20 protein-coding genes are annotated in these 22,103 nt (G+C 55.2%); 4 read left to right on the top strand and 16 right to left on the bottom strand.

Annotated elements, in window-relative coordinates:
• Window positions 1-2: 2 nt before the first annotated feature.
• The 10 genes from phoU to OSB_RS07100 form a co-directional block, all read right to left on the bottom strand.
• Complete coding sequence (phoU, locus tag OSB_RS07145) at window positions 3-707, bottom strand: phosphate signaling complex protein PhoU (RefSeq protein ID WP_049834340.1); 705 nt, start codon at window positions 705-707, stop codon at window positions 3-5.
• 10 nt (window positions 708-717) lie between these two features.
• The gene (pstB, locus tag OSB_RS07140) at window positions 718-1,479 is read right to left on the bottom strand and encodes a phosphate ABC transporter ATP-binding protein PstB (RefSeq protein WP_217511911.1); all 762 of its coding nucleotides are present in this window, start codon (window positions 1,477-1,479) and stop codon (window positions 718-720) included.
• Window positions 1,480-1,529: 50 nt separating this feature from the next.
• Complete coding sequence (gene pstA / locus OSB_RS07135; RefSeq protein ID WP_049834338.1) at window positions 1,530-2,837, bottom strand: phosphate ABC transporter permease PstA; 1,308 nt, start codon at window positions 2,835-2,837, stop codon at window positions 1,530-1,532.
• Complete coding sequence (gene pstC, locus OSB_RS07130; protein ID WP_049836085.1) at window positions 2,837-4,318, bottom strand: phosphate ABC transporter permease subunit PstC; 1,482 nt, start codon at window positions 4,316-4,318, stop codon at window positions 2,837-2,839. Before pstC ends, pstA begins: the two co-directional genes overlap by 1 nt.
• Window positions 4,319-4,414: 96 nt before the next feature.
• Window positions 4,415-5,452, bottom strand: a complete 1,038-nt coding sequence (locus OSB_RS07125) for a PstS family phosphate ABC transporter substrate-binding protein (RefSeq protein ID WP_049834337.1) — start codon at window positions 5,450-5,452, stop codon at window positions 4,415-4,417.
• Window positions 5,453-5,580: 128 nt separating this feature from the next.
• A complete protein-coding gene (locus OSB_RS07120) occupies window positions 5,581-6,639 on the bottom strand; it encodes a sensor histidine kinase (RefSeq protein WP_049834336.1) in 1,059 nt (352 codons plus the stop codon).
• Window positions 6,640-6,642: 3 nt separating this feature from the next.
• Complete coding sequence (locus OSB_RS07115; protein ID WP_049834335.1) at window positions 6,643-7,824, bottom strand: trans-sulfuration enzyme family protein; 1,182 nt, start codon at window positions 7,822-7,824, stop codon at window positions 6,643-6,645.
• Window positions 7,821-8,342, bottom strand: a complete 522-nt coding sequence (locus OSB_RS07110; RefSeq protein WP_049834334.1) for a gamma carbonic anhydrase family protein — start codon at window positions 8,340-8,342, stop codon at window positions 7,821-7,823. The genes OSB_RS07115 and OSB_RS07110 overlap by 4 nt, the downstream gene beginning before the upstream one ends.
• 12 nt (window positions 8,343-8,354) lie before the next feature.
• A complete protein-coding gene (gene gmk / locus OSB_RS07105) occupies window positions 8,355-9,005 on the bottom strand; it encodes a guanylate kinase (RefSeq protein ID WP_049834333.1) in 651 nt (216 codons plus the stop codon).
• Window positions 9,006-9,009: 4 nt separating this feature from the next.
• Window positions 9,010-9,909, bottom strand: coding sequence for a YicC/YloC family endoribonuclease (locus OSB_RS07100; RefSeq protein WP_234967358.1), 900 nt, complete (start codon window positions 9,907-9,909; stop codon window positions 9,010-9,012).
• Window positions 9,910-10,161: 252 nt separating this feature from the next.
• On the opposite strand from OSB_RS07100, the gene OSB_RS07095 reads away from it, so the two are divergent.
• Window positions 10,162-10,839 carry a PAS domain-containing protein gene (locus OSB_RS07095; protein ID WP_049834331.1) on the top strand — a complete coding sequence of 226 codons (678 nt, stop codon included), beginning with the start codon at window positions 10,162-10,164 and terminating at the stop codon, window positions 10,837-10,839.
• A 10-nt stretch (window positions 10,840-10,849) separates the two neighbouring features.
• Here OSB_RS07095 and OSB_RS07090 read toward each other — a convergent pair whose 3' ends face one another.
• Window positions 10,850-12,220: a class II 3-deoxy-7-phosphoheptulonate synthase gene (locus tag OSB_RS07090; protein WP_049834330.1), complete on the bottom strand. Its 1,371-nt coding sequence runs from the start codon at window positions 12,218-12,220 to the stop codon at window positions 10,850-10,852.
• Window positions 12,221-12,406: 186 nt separating this feature from the next.
• Here OSB_RS07090 and OSB_RS07085 point away from each other — a divergent pair, with 186 nt between their 5' ends.
• Entirely contained in the window at window positions 12,407-13,408 is a 1,002-nt protein-coding gene (locus OSB_RS07085) for a GlxA family transcriptional regulator (RefSeq protein ID WP_049834329.1), read from the top strand.
• A gap of 40 nt (window positions 13,409-13,448) precedes the next feature.
• Window positions 13,449-13,874, top strand: a complete 426-nt coding sequence (locus OSB_RS07080; RefSeq protein WP_049834328.1) for a hypothetical protein — start codon at window positions 13,449-13,451, stop codon at window positions 13,872-13,874.
• 151 nt (window positions 13,875-14,025) lie between these two features.
• Here OSB_RS07080 and OSB_RS07075 read toward each other — a convergent pair whose 3' ends face one another.
• Window positions 14,026-14,898 (bottom strand): NAD(P)-dependent oxidoreductase, encoded by an 873-nt coding sequence (locus tag OSB_RS07075; protein WP_049834327.1) that lies wholly within the window; start codon window positions 14,896-14,898, stop codon window positions 14,026-14,028.
• Window positions 14,899-14,999: 101 nt separating this feature from the next.
• On the opposite strand from OSB_RS07075, the gene OSB_RS07070 reads away from it, so the two are divergent.
• A complete protein-coding gene (locus OSB_RS07070) occupies window positions 15,000-17,462 on the top strand; it encodes a penicillin acylase family protein (protein ID WP_049834326.1) in 2,463 nt (820 codons plus the stop codon).
• A 5-nt stretch (window positions 17,463-17,467) separates the two neighbouring features.
• On the opposite strand, the gene hflX is transcribed toward OSB_RS07070, so the two are convergent.
• The 4 genes from hflX to trkA all read right to left on the bottom strand — a co-directional run bounded on the left by hflX (window position 17,468) and on the right by trkA (window position 22,084).
• On the bottom strand, window positions 17,468-18,823 hold the full coding sequence (gene hflX / locus OSB_RS07065; protein WP_049834325.1) for a GTPase HflX: 1,356 nt from the start codon (window positions 18,821-18,823) through the stop codon (window positions 17,468-17,470).
• Window positions 18,824-18,826: 3 nt separating this feature from the next.
• On the bottom strand, window positions 18,827-19,060 hold the full coding sequence (gene hfq, locus OSB_RS07060) for an RNA chaperone Hfq (RefSeq protein ID WP_049834324.1): 234 nt from the start codon (window positions 19,058-19,060) through the stop codon (window positions 18,827-18,829).
• A 133-nt stretch (window positions 19,061-19,193) separates the two neighbouring features.
• Window positions 19,194-20,708 carry a TrkH family potassium uptake protein gene (locus OSB_RS07055; protein ID WP_049834323.1) on the bottom strand — a complete coding sequence of 505 codons (1,515 nt, stop codon included), beginning with the start codon at window positions 20,706-20,708 and terminating at the stop codon, window positions 19,194-19,196.
• Window positions 20,708-22,084, bottom strand: coding sequence for a Trk system potassium transporter TrkA (trkA, locus tag OSB_RS07050; RefSeq protein ID WP_049834322.1), 1,377 nt, complete (start codon window positions 22,082-22,084; stop codon window positions 20,708-20,710). Before trkA ends, OSB_RS07055 begins: the two co-directional genes overlap by 1 nt.
• Between the last annotated feature and the right edge of the window lie 19 nt (window positions 22,085-22,103).

Raw genomic sequence — 22,103 nt, 5'->3', positions numbered from 1 at the left:
GGTTAGATCTCTTCTGCCGCGATTGTGCTGCTCATTTTTGGACGTTCGTCTTCGGGCATTTCGCCTTTGACCATGTAGATCACCTGCTCAGCCATATTAGTGACCAGATCACCCATGCGTTCAACGTTCTTGGCGATGAAATGCATATGCATACAGGCGGAAATGTTGCGCGGGTCTTCCATCATGAACGTCAGGAATTCGCGGAACAGCGCGTTGTACATCTGATCCACGTCCAGATCGCGTTGGCGCACGCTTTCGGCCAGTTCAACATCGTTGCGAACGTAAGCATCCAGCGCGTCACCCAGCATGGATTGCACTTCTTTGGACATGCGGCGCAGCGCTGAGTCAGCACCGCTGATCGGCTTTAGATCGGCAAGGATCGGTGTACGTTTGGCGATGTTCTTGGCGTAGTCCCCGACTCGTTCCAGCGACGCGGACAGCTTCAAAACGGACAGCAATGTGCGCAAATCTTTGGAAACGGGCGCGCGCAACGCAATCGTGCGTGCCGCAGCTTCGTTGATCTGTTCTTCAAGGGCATCAATTGCCTTGTCATCCTTTCGCACCACTTCGGCACGCTCAATATCACGCACCTCAAGCGCCTTTGCGCTCTCAAGGATGGCATGTTCAACCATGCCACCCATCTTCATGATAAGCGTTTGAATTTGCTCAAGATCGCGGTCGTACGCAGATGAAATATGTTCGTTCATGTCGCTCTCCTTACCCGATCCGACCAGAGATATAGCTCTCTGTGCGTGGATCTTCGGGGTTGGTGAAAATCTTATCCGTTTCGTCGAATTCAACCAGATTGCCGAGGTGGAAGAAGGCTGTTTTCTGGCTCACACGCGCGGCTTGCTGCATCGAGTGGGTCACGATCACAACGCTAAAGCTTTGGCGCAACTCGTCGATCAGTTCTTCGACTTGGGCCGTGGCGATTGGGTCAAGCGCAGAACAGGGTTCATCCATCAGCAAGACTTCTGGGGCCGTGGCAATCGCGCGCGCGATACACAGGCGTTGCTGTTGGCCGCCGGACAGTCCAGTCCCTGGTGAATGAAGGCGATCTTTCGCTTCCGTCCAAAGCGCCGCTTTGCACAAGGATTGCTCAACGATCTCATCAAGCTCGGCCTTGTTACGGGCCAAACCGTGGATTTTCGGACCGTAAGCCACGTTGTCATAGATCGATTTCGGGAACGGGTTTGGTTTTTGAAACACCATCCCGACCTTGGCGCGAAGCTGCACAGGGTCAACGGCGGGATCATAGATGTCTTCGCCATCAAGCAGAATGTCGCCCTCAACGCGGCAGATATCAATCGTGTCGTTCATCCGGTTCAGGCATCGCAAGAACGTAGACTTGCCACAGCCAGACGGGCCAATGAACGCGGTCACAGTCTTGTCGTCGATGTCGACATTCACGTCCTTGATGGCGTGGTTGTCGCCATAATAGACCTGCACACCTTTGGCAGAGATTTTGTAGTCGGTCATTAGGTCCGTGTCCTTCACGTTCGTATCTGTCACGTTCGTATCTTTCATATCTACCACCGACGCTCGAATTTTTTGCGCAGTAAGATGGCGATGGCGTTCATCAACAACAAGAACACCAGCAGCACGATAATCCCGCCCCATGCTTTCTCATAAAAGCCTACGTCAGCACGTGCGGCCCATGTGTAAATTTGGGCGGGCATGGCCGAATTCGGGTCCAAGAAACCGGATGCGATACCGTCTGGGTATTCGCGTGCAACAAACCCGACCATCCCGATTAATAGCAGTGGTGCGGTTTCGCCCAAAGCCTGCGCAAGGCCGATGATTGTCCCCGTCAGGATGCCCGGCATCGCCAGTGGTAGCACATGGTGGGTTACGGATTGCATTTTGGATGCGCCGATGCCCAGTGCCGCGTCGCGGATGGAGGGCGGCACGGACTTCAGGGATGCACGGGTCGAGATGATGATCGTTGGCAATGTCATCAACGTCAGAACCAAGCCCCCGACCAGTGGCGCGGATTGCGGGAGGTGCATGTACTGAATGAAGACAGACAGGCCCAAGATACCAAACACGATGGATGGCACCGCCGCGAGGTTAGAGATATTGACCTCAACCAAGTCTGTGAAACGGTTCTTTGGTGCGAATTCTTCAAGGTAGATCGACGCGGCGACACCGATTGGCAGGCTTAGGAAGAGAACCACCAACATCATAAAGAACGAGCCAATCACAGAGGCCCCGATCCCCGCTCCACCTGGGTTATCCACGCCAGAGTCCTTGCCGGTCAGGAACGCCCAGTTGAAACGCCCTGTCATCAAACCGGCATCGCGCAGCACGTCAACGATATCGAGGTCTGCTTTCTCAAGGAAGCGGCTGTCGACCAACGTGTCGCGTGTCACACGTCCGCGAAAGTAGCCTTCAACCCGTGATGACAGTTGAAGCTGAAATGTGGTCGGTTGGCCAATGTCGCTGGGGTTTTCGCGGTAATGGGCGCGGATATCGCCACCAACTTTGCCAAGCAAGCGTTCTAGCGCAGCGGCGTCGTATTCAACCTCAACGCCGTTGGTGTCCAGTTGCTCAGAGAAGTTATCGATAAAGATGTCGCGATAAACGGCTGTCTTCAACAGCTGGCTTTCGGCGTCATCAAACTGTTCTTGGCTCAGCGTGACTTCCAGCTTCATCACATATTGCGTGAAAGCTGGAAGGCCGGACTTTACGATCGTGAATGTCAGCGCGGCCAAGAAAAGCCCGCCAATCGCAATCGCGACGATACCATAGGCACGGAACCGTTTTTCAGCGGCGTTGCGTTTCTTGGTGCGCGGATCTTGCACCTTCAACGATGTGAATTTGGATGTGTCAGTCATCAGTCGTACTGCTCCCGGTACTTGCGCACGATATAAAGCGCGAAGACGTTCAAACACAGGGTGATGACAAACAAGGTCATCCCGAGCGCGAAAGCCACCATCGTTTCTGGGCTGTTAAACTCACCGTCACCGGTCAGCTGGCTGACGATTTTGGCGGTCACGGTTGTCATAGCTTCGAACGGGTTGAGCGACAGGCTGGCCGCAGCCCCTGCCCCAAGAACCACGATCATGGTTTCACCAATTGCCCGCGACGTGGCGAGAAGGATCGCACCGACGATGCCTGGTAAGGCTGCGGGCAGGATCACTTGACGAATGGTTTCAGATTGGGTCGCACCAAGCCCGTAAGACCCGTCGCGCATTGCTTGTGGGACGGCATTGATGATGTCGTCAGACAACGAGGACACGAACGGGATCAACATGATGCCCATGACAGAACCCGCAGTGATCGCAGCAGTTCCCCCCGACATCCAGTTCACCCCGAACAAACCACCGCTGCCAAAGGCACTGACCAAGAGCGGCCCAACCGTAAGCAGCGCGAACAACCCGTAAACAATGGTCGGGATCCCTGCGAGGATTTCCAACATCGGCTTGGCAACTGCGCGTACACGGTCAGACGCATATTCAGACAGGTAAATCGCGGAAAACAGGCCCAGCGGAACGGCAACGATCAAAGAGATGATCGAGATGTACAGGGTGCCCCAGATCAGCGGCAAGAACCCAAGGTCCGATGCGCCGCCGCGCCCAGAAAAGCTCGGCTCCCAACGGGTGCCGAAGAAGAAGTCGGCGGCGGGAAACGCGTCAAAGAAATTGATGGTATTGAAGATCAGGCTCAACACGATGCCGACTGTTGTTAGAACCGCGACAGAGGCCGCGCTAAACAGCAGAACCAAAACACCGCGTTCAACGACGTTGCGGGCGCGGAAATCTTTGTGGGTGCGCTGCAAAGCAAACACAAAACCGGCAAGCGCTACGGCAAGCACCGCAAAACCGCGCCATAAGTTTCCGGTCTGCGCTAACGTGCGGTAATGACGTGCGCCGTCCAAAGTCTGTTGTGTGATCTCAGAGCCAACCGCGACGCCAACATCGCCCAGCAAGTCGCGAACGTTTGTGGTGTCAGCGTTAAGTGCCGCGATCTCAGCGTCGGCCAAAACCCCTTCGTGAACGACAACATCCAGACCGTCAGCAACGCGGCGCATATCTTGAATAATAAGTGAGCTCGACGCGCCTTCAGCGATGTCTTGTTCCGCAATCAGACCAGCAACGGATTGATTAATCAAAAGCGGTTGCGCGATCAGCCAGATCGCCAGCAAAATCGCGGACGGTACAAGAACACTAAGTGCAACGTTCTGGCCGTAATATCCTTTTAGGGAGTGGAGCAACCTCTGATCGCCATCCGCTGAACCCAGCGCGCGACGCGTCCCCAATATGTAGCCAATGACGCAAAGCGCGAGCACCAAGTTGACAGTTAGCAGCAATGACATTTCGGTTGTGCCCCCAAGCAGCAAGCGTGGCCTTTCGGCCCCAAAGTTTGTTCAGGTGGCCCGATGTTGGGCCACCCGAGAGGTCATAAGGACGTTTTAGTTAACGTCCAGTGTTTCTTCTGCTTCAACAGCGGCCTGCGTTGCAGCAAGCTCAGGGTCGGACACAAGTCCGTACTGTGCAAGTGGACCATCTGGGCCAGCGATTTCGTCAGCGATGAAGAACTGAGCGAATTCTTTCACACCAGGGATCACACCGATGTGCGCCTGCTTGATGAAGAAGAACAATGGGCGGGATACTGGGTAGTCACCTGCCGCGATTGTTCCAGTGGTTGGCTCAACGCCACCCATTGTCGCAACTTTCAGGCTGTCTGTGTTGTTCTCGTAGAACGCCAGACCAAATACACCGATACCGTTCGGGTTTGCTTCGATACGAGCAAGTGTTTCTGTGTAGTCACCGTCGATGTCGACTGTGATGCCGTTGCCGCGCACTTCGATGCATGCATCTTCAGCGTCGTCTTCGGACATGCCAGCAGCCATCATAGCGTCAAATGCGCCAGTTGTTTCACAACCAACCATCAGGACTTTGTCTTCGAACACTTCACGTGTGCCGTGCTTTGTACCCGGGATGAAGGCTACGATGTCGTCAGCTGGCAGATCAGCGTTGAAGTCAGCCCACTGTGTGTGCGGGTTCGCGACAACTTCGCCGTCTACCAGTACAGTCGCGCCAAGTGCGTTGAAGATGTCAGCAGGTTCAAACGCTGTGTAAGCAGGGCCGTCGATCTGGGATGCAAACACGATGCCGTCATAACCGATGCGAACTTCGATGATGTCAGTCACGCCGTTTTCTAAGCAAAGCTCAATGTCGCTGTCACGGATTGGACGGGAAGAGTTTGCGATGTCGATTGTGTTTTCGCCAACGCCTTCACAGAAGCGCTTAAGGCCAGCGGAAGAGCCACCGGATTCAACAACTGGTGTCGGGAAATCTGTGTTGTCGCCGAATGCTTCAGCAACGATGGATGCATATGGAAGCACTGTGGACGAGCCAGCGATCTGGACGTTTTCACGTGCTGTTGCGGATGTTGCTGAGATCGCAGCGATCGCGAGCGTTGAGGCAGTCAATTTGAGAACGGACATTGTAACTCCTACGTTTGTCATCATCTCTCGCCCATCGCGAACCGAGGGGCGTTGAGGCACGAACTACGGTGTCCCCACAAAGCTTTTGTGACAGTAATGTAAAAGTAATATGACAGCGTTAAACAACGTTAACTTTGTTGCGATGCCGGTCTGCGCTCGACGGGCAAAATTACTTTAAATTCAGAGCCTTCGCCAATTACGCTAGAAATGCGCAGCCGCCCTCTGTGACGGTTAATAATGTGTTTTACGATGGCCAATCCAAGCCCCGTTCCCCCGACTTCGCGACTTCTGTGACTATCTACACGGTAAAACCGTTCTGTGAGCCGTGCGATGGCATGGCTTGGGATTCCGATTCCATTGTCGCGCACAGTGATTTGCACACCGTCTCGCATGATCGCGCGCTCATGTTCGGGACCCGTCATTGAAATTTTGACTTCACCACCCTCAACGCCATATTTGATAGCGTTTTCAATGAGATTGCTGAAAACCTGCCAAAGCTGTTCACGGTCTCCGACGATTTCGATGTCTTCCTCTGGCAATTCCGGCACAAGGGTCACCGTCTTCGCAGCGGCGACGGGCGTTAGGGCGGCAAGGACCTCGTTGACCAGCCTTTGCAAGTGGACCTCGGTGGTGGGTCGTACGCGAACATCGCTTTCAACGCGGCTGAGCGACAACAGATCCTCAACCAATCGGTGCATGCGCCCTGCTTCTTGATCCATGATCCCTAGAAAACGCTCAATTGCGGCGGGGTCGTTCTTGGCGGGGCCACGAAGCGTTTCGATAAACCCTTGCAGCGATGTAAGCGGTGTTCGCATTTCATGGCTGACATTAGCGACAAAATCGCGGCGCATGTCCTCGGCTTGCTCAAGCGCTGTGAGGTCTTGGTAGGACAAGACCACAGCTAGGCCACTGGAAACTTCGGCGCAGCGCACCGAAACCTCAAACGTGGTGCCTTGCACACCGTCATTGCCAAGATAGGTCGTGGTGCGCGCTGCGTGGTCCTTCAAAGTGGCCTCTACCGCATCTAGCAACGCGGGTTGGCGCAGCGCGGTGATATAAGGCATCCCCTCACAGTCCATCCCAACCAACTGCTTGGCCGGTTCGTTAATTCCAATGATCCGTTCATCCTGCCCGACCAGAATGGTGGGGTGTGGCAGAGCAAGGATCAGGGATTTGGCGTCAGACATACTTTAGGCTTTTTGGCTTTCGGCGATGGCATTGCTGATCTCTTCAATCAGCAACTTCGGCTCCTCAAGCCCGACCGAGACCCGAAAGAACCCTTCCGACATGCCAAGGTCTGCACGCGCTTCAGGTGTCAGAGCGCGGTGGGATGATGACGCTGGGTGGCTGAGGGTCGTCCCCACATCCCCCAAGGTCGGAGCGAACGGCAATTCGGGTGCAGCGCGGGTCAACGCGTCTGCGGCGGCACGCCCGCCTTCAACTTCAAAGCTAAGCATATTGCCGGGACGGTCCCCCAGAATTTGAAGGCCACGGTTGTGATCAGGGTGATCAGCGCGGCTGGGATGAATGACGCGTTTCACGCCTTTCACATCGGCCAACGCCGCAGCCAGTTCAATCGCCGTTGCCTCAGCGCGGTCATAGCGCAGATCAAACGTCTGCAAGCCACGTTCGGCAAGCCAACAATCAAACGGGCTCGCCGTAAAGCCAAAGGTCGTGTTGGCGATGTAGATTTGTTCCATCAATTCAGGGTCTTTGGCGACCACATAACCCAGCGTCGCATCTGCATGGCCCGCAAGCAGCTTGGTGACCGAATGCAGAACGATATCCGCGCCGTTTTCAAACGGTAGATAGCTGCGCGGCGTGGTAAAGGTGTTGTCGACCACCAACAGAATACCGCGCTCATTGGCGATTTTGGCGATGCCTTCCATGTCGGCAATCCGGATCGTCGGGTTCGAAACCACTTCAACAACCATCATCCGTGTGTTCGGTTTGATCGCAGCCTCAAAGGAGGCCGCGTCGGTTGGGTCAGCCAACGTGGTTTCCACACCAAAGCGTGGCAAATCCTGCGTCATCATCCGCAGAGTACGCCCGTACAGCTGATCCGCGCCAATGACATGATCGCCAGCTTTCAGAATGCCCAGAAATACCGCCGACACAGCCGCCATGCCGGACCCGTTCACAATACCGCCTGTAACACCTTCGAGCATGTCGATTTTTTGCGCCAGAACCGTTGCGTTCGGGTGGCCTTCACGGGCATAGGTGAACCCGCTGCCGTCCGCATATTGTTGATCAAGCGAACTTGGGTCCGGTGAAGAATAGACGACTGTTGGCTGAAGCGGCGTCGCGACGGGGCGTGATACGCTTGTCGGCCATTCAGGACGGCGGGATAGGGATTTGGGTGTATCGCTCATGATTGAATCTCTTTTAGACCTTTGCGGAACCGTGCCGCATTTTGTTGGTATCCAAGTGCTGATAGCGTGAGGCCGTTTATCGCTTTATCGTCCAATTCGCGCACGATTTTGCCAATGCCCATAACAAGCGATCCGTCAGGTATCACTTTGCCTTCGGTGATCAACGCCCCTGCCCCGATCAGGCAGTTTTTGCCAATCACAGCGCCATTCAACACCGTCGCGCCCATTCCGATCAGGGAATTGTCGCCAATGGTACACCCGTGCAGCATCGCCTTGTGACCGATGGTGCAGTTACTGCCGATAGTCAGCGGAAAGCCCATGTCTGTATGAAGGACGCTGTTTTCTTGAACGTTAGATCCTTGGCCGACACTGATCAGCTCGTTGTCACCACGCAGGGTGGAGCCAAACCAAACGGACGCCAAATCAGCGATGCTGACCTTTCCGATCAGATGCGTTCCGGGTGCGATCCACGCGCCCTTATGAACTTCCGGCGATACGCCGTCCAATTCGTAAAGCATTGTAAACTCCGTTTATCGGCCCTTCTTTAAGCCGTCTGTAAACTCGTCATGTAACAATCTTACGTGGTCCGCCAAATCAGGTTGTTGATCCCGTCGCTGGCGTTCACCTTCAACGATGGTGCGCAGCTGTGCTTCCGTGGCGTCCAGATCGTCGTTGATCAACACATAGTCGTAAGACCGCCAATGGCTGATCTCATCCCAGCTTTGCATCATACGTTTGTCGATTGTCTCTTTGTCGTCCTGCCCACGTGATTCCAGTCGGCGGCGCAGTTCTGTGATCGAGGGTGGCAGAAAGAAAACGCTTAGGACGTGCTGGCCAAGAGAGGAGTCCTTGATTTGCTCAGCGCCTTGCCAGTCCACATCAAACAATACGTCACAGCCCGCATCGATTGACGCCTTAACCGGGCCCTTTGGTGATCCATAAAAGTTCCCGAAAACATGGGCGTGCTCAAGCATTTCACCATCCGCGACGAGGTGACGGAATTCATCTTCCGTGCGGAAATGGTAGTCCTGCCCGTCTACTTCACCTTCACGCGGATTTCGCGTCGTTGCGGACACCGAGAATTCGATCGTCGGATCCCATGCGCGTAACCGTTTGGAATGAGTGGATTTTCCAGCGCCGGACGGCGAAGACAGAATAATCAATAGACCACGACGTTGCATTGTATCACTCCACGTTTTGTACTTGTTCGCGCATTTGGTCGATGACCGCCTTCAGCGCAAGGCCGATCTGGGTCAGCGCGACATCCTGCGCCTTGGAACACAGCGTATTGGCCTCGCGGTTAAATTCCTGCGTCAAAAAATCAAGCTTACGACCAACCGGACTGCCCTGCGCCAGCAAATCGCGCGCCGCTTTGATATGTGCGCCCAACCTGTCGATTTCCTCAGTAATGTCGGACTTCACCGCAAGCAGCGCCAGCTCTTGTGCGACGCGATCAGGGTCAGCTCCGGTTGCGCTATCCATCACCCGTGCAAGCGCATCGGCCAATTGGGTTTTGACAGCTTCAGTCCGATCCTTAGCGGCACTTACAGACTGCGTCGTCAGCTCTTCGATTTGATCAACTTGTTCTGTCAACACGGCCAGCAGCGCGGCACCTTCGGCTTCACGCATATCTTTCAAAGCACCAAGCGCCACGTGCAGGTCTGCACTGAGCGGCTCCAACAGATCAGCACTATCCGCCGCCTGCCCGTTCACCAAGACACCGCGCTGCGCCAAAACATCGGCCGCAGTCGGCTGACCAAGCGTCACGCCCTTATCAAATGCACGGTCCTGCACCGTGTCGAGCGCTTCAAGGATTAAATCCATCCGCGCAGGGTCAATCTGCAAAGCCCCTTCAGCTTGCGCGCGCTGCAATCGAAGCCCGATCGTCACGTTGCCGCGGGTTACGTGTTCTGCTGTCGCGCTCCGCACTGCCGCTTCAAGGCCGGGTGTTCCTTCCGGCAGGCGAATTTTCACATCCAGACCGCGCCCGTTCACACTACGCACATCCCAAACCCATGTGGTTTCGCCTGCATCGCTGGCTGAATTTCCTTGCTGCGTGGCGAAAGCCGTCATTGATCGGATCACAGATAATTTCCCCAGTTAGACGCGTTGCTTATGCTCTTGCACCTAAAGGCAAACACGCCGCCAGAGCAAGGGTGCGAACCGCGCCATTGTCGCTTGAGCCGTAGCAGTACGCGCTGAGCGAACCAGCGCGCACATTAACCTGTTAAGACTTTGTTAAGAGCAATTTGAACCAAAATCGGTCAAAACAGTGGTGCATACTTAAAACCGTTCCTAACCAGTCAGGACGGGTTTCAACACTGAAAGACGTTCCACATGAGCATGACATTTGACCCCTATAAGGTACGCGCCAAAGACGTTTCCCAAGCGCAGGACGTTATCATGACAAATCCGACCGCATTGAAAGAGCTCGAAAGCTACTGGGCCTCACTGCCGCGTATGAACGGCATTCCAAGTCGCCAAAACGTTGATCCTGTTGCGCTGGGTGGTTTGCTTGAAGACACTTTTATACTTGAGCGCGTAGCGCCCGGTGTCGCGCGCATTCGCGTTGCGGGGCGAAACATCTCAAAGTTGATCGGTGTTGAACCACGTGGGCTTCCGTTAACCAGTCTCATGCTTCCAGAGGCACGCGCGGACATTGCCAACCACCTAGAGACAGCCTTTGCAACGCCAAGCGTTGTTGAAATCCCCCTCGTCGGTCCACGCGCAGTCGGTCAGCCTAAACTTCAAGGTAAGATCCTGCTTTTACCACTGCGTGACAATCATGGTCGCGTCAGCCGAATTCTAGGAGTTTTGGTCATGAGCGGTCGACGGGGGCTTGGCGGTCGCCGGTTTGCAATCTGTTCTGAAACTGCTGTCCGGACGGACGCTGTTGTTGGGCTGCGCTCAATAGATGGCGGCGTGACAGAAACGCGTTTTCCGACGTTTCGGGTTCCCGACCACGAAAAAGCGGAGGACAAACCTGCCCTCCGCCTTGTTGTTTCAAACGTCTAAGCGCGTTTGCTTAGGCTGACTGTGCCGCCAAAACTTTTTCACGACGAGCAGACAGCTCTTCGCCGACCAAGAACGCCAGTTCAAGTGACTGGGACGCGTTCAAGCGTGGGTCACAGGCTGTGTGGTAGCGATCAGACAGATCCTCGTCTGTAACAGCACGTACGCCACCGGTACATTCAGTCACGTCAGCGCCTGTCATCTCAAAGTGAACACCACCTGGGATTGTGCCTTCGGCGTTATGTACGCCAAAGAATTCACGAACTTCGCGCAGTACGGACTCGAACGGACGGGTTTTGTAACCCGTGGACGATTTGATCGTGTTGCCGTGCATTGGATCGCAAACCCAAGTAACCTTGGCGCCTTCTTCTTCAACAGCTTTGATAAGACGCGGCAGGTGTTCGCCCACAGTGCCTGCACCAAAACGTGCGATCAGGGACAAACGGCCCTCTTCGTTGTTCGGGTTCAGCTTCGCCATCAATGCCTTAAGGTGGCCAGATGTCATTGTCGGGCCGCACTTCAAACCAATTGGGTTTTGCACACCTGCGCAGAACTCAACATGGGCACCATCAGGTGAGCGTGTGCGATCGCCGATCCAAACCATGTGACCAGACCCCGCCAGCCACTTGCCGGATGTTGAATCCAAACGTGTGAGCGCCTCTTCATACTCAAGCAACAACGCCTCATGGGAGGTGTAGAACTCAACTGTTTGCAGCTCGTGGTTTGTATCCGTGGACAGGCCAGCCGCTTTCATGAAATCAAGCGTATCGCCAATGCGCTCCGCCATTTCACGGTACTTTTCGGCTTCAGGCTTGGCTGTGAACGCAAGGTTCCAGCCATGCACTTGATGCACATCCGCGTAACCACCGCTGGAAAATGCGCGCAACAGGTTCAACGTACCAGCGGCCTGTGTGTAGGCCTGCAACATCTTTTCAGGGTTCGGAATGCGGGCTTCTGGTGTGAAGTCCAGATCATTGATGATGTCACCGCGGTAGCTCGGCAGCTCCACACCATCGACTGTTTCGGTGTTTGCCGAACGCGGCTTGGCGAACTGCCCCGCCATGCGACCCACCTTAACAACAGGAACTTTGGCGCCGTATGTCAGCACCATCGCCATCTGCAACATCACTTTGAACGTGTCGCGGATTTGATCAGCGTTAAACGCCGCAAAGCTCTCGGCGCAATCGCCGCCCTGCAACAAAAACGCTTCACCACGGCTAACGGCCGCAAGGTGGTCACGCAAACGACGGGCTTCACCCGCAAACACGAGCGGTGGATAGGAGCTGAGCTTTTCCTCAACAGCGGCCAAGGCCGCAGCGTCGGTATAGTCAGGCATCTGTACCCGCGGCTTGTTGCGCCAGTCAGATTTTTTCCAGTCCGTCATTTTCTTGCTCCGAGTTTGGCGCCCAAAATGGGCGCGTTAGCGATATCAGACCTGCATATAGCCTTCCTGTGGATAAGGTCCAATGGCAAAGACGCCTGTTTTTCTTGCAAACGGTGTTTAATTGTCTTGATCGAGGTGCAGAAAGGTGGTGAGGCTGGGTATCAGATTTATAGATGCGAACCTGCCATGCAACGTCAAAACACCATCGACATCGACGTCTCACGCAATACACCGCGCCGTTTCGTCTTTGTCTTATTGAACGAATTTACGTTACTGTCCTTTGCGGCAGCCGTTGATTGTTTGCGTCTGGCCAACCGTATGGCTGGGCAAGAGCTATATAGCTGGCGTTTGGTGGGCGAAGGTGGAGAAAGCGTCTCCTGCTCGACAGGCACGACATTTCAGTTGGATGGCGATCTTGATGAACTGCACCGCGATGACACTGTCATTCTGTGCGGTGGCGGCGACATTCAGATCGCAACCACCAAGAAGGTTCTGAATTGGCTGCGCCGTGAAGCCCGTCGTGGTCTGATTATCGGTGGGTTGTGCACTGCAGCTTATACAATGGCAAAAGCCGGATTGCTGGATGGAAAACGTGCGACGATCCACTGGGAAAACAACGATAGCTTTTCCGAAGAATTCCTTGAGGTTGAACTGACAAAGTCCGTATTCGTCAAAGACGGAAACCGTTGGACGACCGCTGGTGGTACCTCCTCGATTGACTTGTTTCTACAGATTCTCGCGGACCAATGCGGCGAAGAACTGGCCAATGCGGTCGCCGATCAGCAGATTTACAGCGCGATCCGAACCGATCAAGACACCCAGCGTCTGTCCATTCCGACACGAATCGGCGTGCGCCACCCGAAACTCAGCCGCGTCATTCAGGCAATGGAACAAAACATCGAAGAACCGATCAGCCCGTCGATACTGGCCAAAGACGTTGCCATGTCGACCCGCCAGCTTGAACGCCTGTTTCGTCGCTACCTAAATCGGTCTCCAAAACGCTACTACATGGAATTGCGGCTACAAAAGGCGCGTAACCTGTTGATGCAGACGGATATGTCGGTGATTAATGTCGCACTCGCCTGTGGATTTGCGTCGCCAAGCCACTTCTCCAAGTGTTACCGCGCGCACTATGACACAACTCCATACCGCGAACGCGGCTCTCATGCGGCCCGTCTATCTGTGTAAAGTACTCGCCCCTCGGCAAAGTTTCGAAGAGATCTGATTGATGAAAAACTCCACCGTGCTGCCAGTCTTGGTCGTTATCACAATCGTCATTCTTACCCTGACTGTCATGATGTCAGGCCGTTCCAACGATCCGGGAATTCAAGGTGACCGCGCCTACCCCCACTACGCCTGCCAGATCAACAGATACTGCGAAGGTAACAACTGTTCGGATACTCCGATTTCGTTCATTGCCTACCTTAGCCACGAAGATGGCGAGCCGCGCCTAGAATTGCCGCGCTTTGACCCGCGCGCAACACTTACCGAAACGCCTGACAGGTACTTTTTTGAAAGCAACGACGGTGACATCAGCGGTATAGTGACCATTTTCAAAGATCGCGGCGTTGATCTTGCTGGAACGTCCGGTGCTGGCGCTTCACTTGTTGAACACTTTGCCTCAGGCAGTTGTGATCGTCTGGTCGAACCATAGAGCTAAGGCGCGTCGCTTATCAAACCATCAGGAGAGGCCAAAACCTAAAGCGCGGCTTTGCTTTTGTTTCTCAAATATCTTGGGGTGGATCGCGAAGCGATGGGGCCTAGCCGCCTGTTGATCGGATTTGCGAAGCAAATTCGAAGGCCTCTTACCCCAAAGCGCGCAGTCGCTTTATTAAGCTGGACGTATCCCAACGTCCGCCCCCAAGATTTTGAACATCCTTGTAAAACTGATCGACCAAGGCCGTGACAGGCAGCGATGCCCCCGTCTCATCCGCCGTATCCAGACAAATCCCAAGGTCTTTGCGCATCCAATCCACAGCAAAGCCGTGTTCAAACTCACCGTCAATCATCTTCTCATAGCGGTTTTGCATCTGCCATGAACCCGCTGCGCCCTGGCTGATCACCTCAACCACGGCGCGCCCATCCAAGCCCGCCTTATCAGCGAAATGCAATGCCTCGGACAGGCCCTGCACCAATCCTGCAATCGCGATCTGGTTACACATTTTGGTCATTTGACCCGCGCCAGAGTCCCCGATGCGGCGGCATACCCGTGCGTAGGCATCAATGATTGGCTCAGCACGCGCATAAACTTCAGCATCCCCACCACACATGACAGACAAAACACCGTTTTCGGCACCAGCTTGGCCGCCAGAAATCGGAGCGTCGACAAACCCGATCCCACGTTCTGCAGCGGTAGAATAAAGCTCTCGTGTAACTTTTGCAGACACCGTGGTGTGGTCGATAAAGACAGAGCCTTTCGCCATTGACGGAAATGCGCCGCCTGGCCCCGTGCAAACTGCCCGAAGATCGTCATCGTTACCGACGCAAGCAATCACGAAATCGGCTTTTTCGGCGGCTGACGCTGGCGTCGCACCGAAGCCTCCGTGATAGTCTTGCACCCACAAGTCCACTTTCGAAGCTGTACGGTTATAGACCGTTACCTCGTGTCCGGCCTTCACCAAATGCCCTGCCATCGGGTAGCCCATGACCCCTAAACCCAAAAATGCGACCTTCGCCATAGTGTCTCTCCCGCTTGCATCACAATTGCTGTTGCGAGATAGGTAACGGACCCGCGCCGCACGTCAACCACTCCGGCGGCTCGATTAACAAGGGACCTGTTATGGCACTCGTATTTCGTTGGCTCGTCCGGCTCGCCTCCGCGCTTATTGCTCTCACTGTTGCAGTGTTTGCGCTGGCTTACTATTTCGCCTCGCGCTCCCTGCCCGATTATGACGGCACGCTCGAGGTTGCTGGCATTTCAGCACCTGTGGAAATCGTGCGCGACAACGCCAATGTTCCCCATATTTTCGGACAAACCGACGAGGACGTCTTCTTTGCCCTCGGCCTCGCGCATGCTCAGGACCGTCTGTGGCAAATGACGATGCTGCGTCGCACCGCCCAAGGGCGCTTGTCTGAGCTGTTCGGCGAACGCACATTGCCCATCGACAGCCTTATCCGCCGCCTTGATTTGCATCCGCTCTCGCAAAGATCTGTGCAGGCATTGGACGCGGAAACCCAGTCAGCACTTCGGGCCTATTCAAGTGGTGTGAATGCATGGATCGACCAAGTGAACCAAGGCGCGCGCGGACGCGGCGCACCTGAAATGTGGGTTTTCAACCAAGCAATCGCCCCGTGGCAGCCCGCGGATTCCGTGTCGATCATCAAATTGATGTCGCTGCAGCTCTCCAGCCATTTGGAAGAAGAAGTCTTGCGCGCACGAACCTCGCTGATCTTAAGCGACGAGGACCGCTTGAATGACATTTTGCCCGAAGCCCCCGGCGCAGGTTTGGCGGCATTGCCGAGCTACGCCTCATTGATGCCGGATGTTCCACGCTATGCCCCTAACAACCGTATGGCGTTCGCTCCGATCTCACCTGTTGTTCCACGTAATTTGGCGGGCGCGTCTAACGCATGGGCCGCTGGCATTACGCGTTCAGCCACTGGCTCAACGTTGCTGGCTAATGATCCGCACCTTGGTCTAACCGCCCCGTCAATTTGGTACCTCGCACGTCTTGAGCTTGAGACCGGCGGCGTGATTGGCGGCACCATCCCGGGAGTTCCGGTGGTCATGCTCGGGCGCTCCGCTGATTTGGGTTGGGGAATTACATCGTCCTATCTGGACGACCAAGACGTCTACATCGAAGAAGTGAACCCATCAAACGCCAGCCAATACCGCGTCCCGAACGGGTGGGCCAATTTTGAGACCCGCGAAAGCATCATTCGCATCAAAGACGCACCCGCCGTGACGTTGCAATTGCAATGGACGGTGAACGGCCCCGTCTTACCGCCAGATCAATACGACCTCGCGACGATCCGCCCCCCGGGGCATGTGACGGTTTTGGGCTGGACGGCCCTGTCAGGCGAAGACACGACGATGCAGGCCGCGATGGGCTTGATGCGTGCGCGTACGGTTGAGGCTGGGATTGCAGCGGCGGAAGATTATGTCGCGCCCTCCCAGATGCTGACACTCGCGGATCGCAACTCTGTTGGGCTTAAGCTGATCGGCCATGTCCCGAACCGCAGCCCTGATCACGTAACCCAAGGGCGCCTGCCCCATTACGGCTATCTGCCGCAAAACCGTTGGGATGGCCGGCGCGATTACGGCGAAAACCCTGAATGGATCGATCCATTTGGCGGGATTGTCGGCAACACCAACAACAAGATCATCGACGCACCCTTTCCCGCACATATCAGCCACATGTGGGGCGATAGCCAACGCGTAAACCGCTGGCTTTTGCTGATGCAAGCGCGTGAGGTTCACACCCGTGACAGCTTTATCGAAGCCCAAAGTGACACCGTGAGCTACACAGCGCGTTCTATTCTGCCGCTGATCGGTGCGGACCTTTGGTTCACCGGTGAAGCCGCGCCTGAAGGAACGCCAGAAAAGCTGCGCCAAGACGCGTTAGATTTGCTTGCGCAATGGAATGGTGAAATGAACGAGCACCTTCCAGAACCCCTTCTATACGCTGCGTGGATGCGTGCCCTGCAAGATCGCCTTATCCGCGACGAGCTAGGCCCACTGTCCCAAGAATATACCCATGTCGAACCGCTGTTCATTGAACGCGTTTACCGCAACACGGACGGCGCTGCGGCGTGGTGTGACGTGCTGCAATCTGCGCCACAAGAAACCTGTTCTGACATCGCGCGCTTGGCCTTGGATGATGCGCTGATTTGGGTCGCTGCGAACCGCGGCACTGCATTGGAAAGCCTGCGCTGGGGTGATGCCCATGAAGCGACCCACGATCACCCCGTTTTGGGCGAAGCCCCTGTGTTGCGCTGGTTCGTCAACATCCGCCAATCCACGTCTGGTGGTGACAACACATTGATGCGCGGACGCACGTCTGGTGGCGCCGAGGACCCGTTCATGAACGTGCATGCCGCCGCCTATCGTGGGGTCTACGATTTCGCGGACCCTGACAGTTCAGTGTTCGTGACATCCACAGGGCAATCAGGACATTTCCTCTCGCGCCACTATGACGATCTTGGCGATCTGTGGCGTCGTGGCGAGTACATTCCAATGTCACTCGACCCCGCGTTGGCGCGTGGTGGTGCTGTTGGTGTAACGGTGTTGGAGCCGCAGTAATAAGGCTAATCTAGCGGGTGATATTCGCCACTTGGCGCGTCTTCATCCTTGTCAGATTTGTCAGCTTCGACCGTCGGCATGGCATCTGGAAATTGTTTTTCAAACTGCGCCTGCTGGATCGCGCTCCAGCGGACATCAATGGTCCAGCCGGTCTCTGTCTGCTTGTCATCGACAATAACGCCCTCGCGCTGCAGCCAGCTTTGCGCGGCACCCTGCGCCCAATCAAGCGACAGGGTCATCGTGCGCGTAGACCCTTTTAGGATTTCGCTGACGGTCCCAAGAAGACGATCAAGCCCCTCACCGGTCACGGCAGAAATCGCGAACACACCTTCGTCGTCTTTGTTGAGCGCCTGCAAATAGCCTGCGTCCTCCTCAGACAGCAGATCAACTTTGTTCAGGACTTCGATCATCGGAACATCCGGGTTCACGTCAAGCTGGCGTAGCGTGTCTAGCACCGCTTTCTTCTGTTCAGCAGACTGCGGATGGCTGACATCACGGACGTGCAGAATAATGTCTGCCTCAAGCACTTCCTCTAAAGTCGCGCGGAACGACGCGACCAGCTGGGTTGGAAGCTCAGAGATGAATCCAACCGTGTCGGACATGATCACATCTTCGCCCGACGGCAGTTCAACGCGGCGCATGGTCGGATCAAGGGTCGCAAACAGCATATCTTTGGCAAACACATCCGCGCCCGTAAGACGATTGAACAACGTAGATTTGCCTGCGTTGGTATACCCGACAAGTGCGACAATCGGATACGGCACTTTCGCGCGGGCTTTGCGGTGCAACTCGCGCGTCTTGACGACTTTGGACAGTTGCTTTTTCAGGTTGTTCAGTTGGATATCAATGGCACGACGGTCGGCCTCGATCTGGGTTTCCCCAGGACCACCGACAAACCCAAGCCCGCCACGTTGGCGTTCAAGGTGGGTCCACGCGCGGACAAGGCGTGTGCGTTGATAGGTCAACGCGGCCATCTCAACCTGCAAAACACCTTCGCGCGTGCGCGCACGGTCGCTGAAAATCTCAAGGATCAGACCTGTGCGATCCAGAAGTTTAACGCCCCACTCTTTTTCAAGGTTGCGTTGCTGAACAGGGCTTACGTGGCCGTCAATCAATACGAGGCCCGCCTCAGCGTCCTTCAACCATTGATCGATTTCTGCAATCTTGCCCTTACCAAACAACTTGCCCGCATGAACTTTGGGCAGGCTCACGACCTGACCGCCTACAAGCTCTAGCTCGGGCAAGGCACGTGCTAATGACATGCCTTCTTCAAGCGCAGAAGCGGCGTGCCTGCGCGTTTGGTTTGATTTTATTTCAGGATGCAGGACGAAGGCTCGCGTGGCGGACCGTTCTTCACCCATGTGCTATTCTTCGCCGTCGTACATGTTGATCGGCGTGCTTGGCATGATGGTGCTGATCGCGGATTTATACACCAGCTGGCTCTGACCATCGCGGCGCAACAGCACACAAAAGCTGTCAAACCAAGTGATAACGCCTTGCAACTTTACGCCATTAATCAGGAATATCGTTACTGAAACTTTGGCTTTGCGAACGTTATTTAGAAATGCGTCCTGAAGGTTTTGCTTGTCTGAGGCCATGTTCCCCGTCCTTATTTTTATTGTGACCGACGTTGCGGCCAATTAATATCCATCCAAAGTGCACTATGTCTGGACGTGTTTGCAATATCCACCCCAAAAACCAAAGCGCCCGCAAAGCATGTTTTATGGTGACTTATTGGCGCCAGAACTCGGGATTGAGCAATGCAATGATCGCCAGTGCTTCAAGGCGGCCAACCACCATCGCAAATGCAAGAACGGTTTTACCGAAATCAGGAATACCTGCATAGGAAATAGGCGTTTCAGCCGCGACTGATGCAAGCGGGCCCGTGGTCGACAGCGCTGATACCGCCAGCACCATTGAGGTCTCAAATTGAACACCCGTGAATGACAACAGGACCATGACTGCGGCGATCGATATCGTGAACAGCATAAAGAAGATCCACGCGATCTGTGCACCTTGGCGTCTAATGCGGCGTGCATCAGCCCCTGCTCCGCCAACGGATGACGGATGAATCAGGCGCTCAATCTCGCGTTGTCCGTGTTTCCAAAGCGCGTAAACCCGCAACAGCTTGATGCCCCCAGCCGTGGTCGCAACGCCGCCCCCGATGAGAGACAACCCGACCAACATCAACCCAGGTGCGCTAAGGCCGGACCATGCGCGCGTTGATGACCAGTCCGCTGATTCAAACCCTGTCGTGGTTAAGAAGCTCGTGACGGTAAACAACGCGCCCCAAAGCGCGGACGCCGCAGATGCGATGTCGTTGTTGGCAGCATCGTCGAACGCGATAATCCCGTGGCGCAAGAATAGAACGGTTACCAACGCCCCGATCAACATCAACGCCAGTCGCACTTCGCTGTCTTTGCGCAACGGGTTGGTTTCTTGCCCTGAAAGGCCTCGCGAAAACGTAACCCGCGACAAAGCGAAAGCAAAAAATATCACAATGATGAACTCGCCTGTAAAGCCCGCCGGAGAGAAAACCAATCCACCAACCGGCGAAATGCCAGACGTCGCCAAGACAGACATCGCATGGCACAAAGCCACGAAAGCGTTCTCGCCCGATGCCGTTAGCCCTAGCCACAAAAGCGCTGTAAGGGCGAAATACAAAGGCACCAATTTCGCGCCAAACCGCAACAGTCGCTCTGATGGATCGGACACGCGACCTACCTGTGCAAAGGTCCTGTCGCTTGCGCTGCCGCCGTGGACGGCACGGACTTCGAACCCACCAATGTTGAGCGGCGCAAGGATCGCGATGGCAGATACCCAGACCAACAACCCACCAAGCCAGCCCATCAGTGCACGCCATAAATGGACAGAGCTCGGCAGGTCTTGCGGGTTATCAAACAGCGTCGCCCCTGTGGTCGTGAAGGACGAGACGCTTTCGAACCATGCTTCGTGAAAGGTCAGATCGGGAACGGCTTCGTACATTGGTACGGCCAGCATGATCGGTAGAACCAAAAAAGCGGCCAACAATGAAACAAGGTAGCCCCGTGAGAGCGCGACCTTATAGCCCGCTGTTGCCAGCCCAATGAACAAGGTCAAAACGAAAAACAGCAGCGCAGAATAGAAGAACGCCCGCGCTACGGCGTGGTTGTCGATAGACAATGCGTGGATCGCAGGAAGAACCATCGCCAACGCGCCTAGCCCCATAAGTAGGACGAAAAACGGTCGTTGCGACAGGCTGTGCATCAGAAAAAGTCGATGGAAACTTGAAGCAGCGCTTCAACTTCGGCGACTTGACTCGTCATTGCGAAAATGGCGACGACGTCCCCTTCTTCGATGCGCATGTTTCCGTGGGGTTTGTGCATTTTGCCAGCTTTCAACACACCGCCGACAAGGACCCCTTCAGGAAAGTCGACATCACGCAGCATTTTGCCCGCCATTGGGCTCGTGGTCAGCACTTGCGCCTCGATCACTTCTGCCTCGGCGTCCCCGATTGAGTACACTGACCGCACGCGCCCGTGGCGGATGTGGCGCAAAATTGAGCTCACGGTGGTTGAGCGCGGGTTGATGTAGGCGTCAATTTCGAGTGGGCCCATCAAGGGAACCAAAGTCGGATCATTGGTCAAACAAATCGTCATCGGACAACCCAGCCCTTTGGCGCGTACCGCGGCCAAAAGGTTTGTTTTGTCATCATCTGTGACCGCCAGAACCGCATCAGCGTTTGAAATGTTGGCTTCTTCCAAAAGCGACGCATCCAGCCCGTCGCCATTCAGAACAATCGTGCGTTCCAACTGATCGGCAGCGGCTTCAGCAATTTCGCGGTTCCGCTCAATCACGCGAACGCGCACGCGCTCAGTTCTGGTTTCCAGAGCCCTAGCCACGGCAAGGCCAACGTTGCCGCCACCAATTACAACCACACGCCCAAGTTTACCTTGGGTTTTGCCGAAAATTTCTAATGTGCGCGTCACGTCAACGCTCTCGGTCATGACGTAGCATTCATCGCCCGGGAACAGTTGGTCGCCAGCGTTCGGCGCAAACAAAACACCCTTGCGGCGGATGCCCATCACAACGGCCTTCAACGTCGAGAACAGGTCACTCAGTTGGCGCAGCGGCGTGTTAATGACTGGGCAGTCTTCATCGATCTGAATACCCAAAAGCTGTGCGCTGCCTTCAAGGAAGCTTTCCGTGTCAAACGCCGCAGGTGCCGCCAAACGTTGCAACGCGGCCTCGGCGACTTCCATCTCAGGTGAAATCACAACATCAATCGGCAGATGGTCACGACGGTAAAGATCAGAATAAATTGCGTTCAGATAGCTTTGCCCACGCAAACGGGCGATCTTGCGCTGTACGGAAAACACCGAATGCGCGACCTGACAGGTCACCATGTTCACTTCATCAGAATGGGTCGCGGCAATGACCATATCCGCATCCGCCGCGCCTGCACGCTCAAGAATATCAGGGTAACTTGCGAACCCGACAACACCCTGCACATCGAGCGTATCCGTAGCACGCCGCACGAGTTCGGGGTTCTTATCAACAACCGTAACGTCGTTTCGCTCGGACGCGAGGTGGCGAGCAATCTGCCAGCCAACCTGACCTGCCCCGCAAATAATGACCTTCATGAACGCACCTTGAGTGGTT

It is taken from the genome of Octadecabacter temperatus, from assembly GCF_001187845.1.
GTDB lineage: Bacteria > Pseudomonadota > Alphaproteobacteria > Rhodobacterales > Rhodobacteraceae > Octadecabacter > Octadecabacter temperatus.
This window is presented reverse-complemented; position numbering and strand designations above follow the sequence as displayed.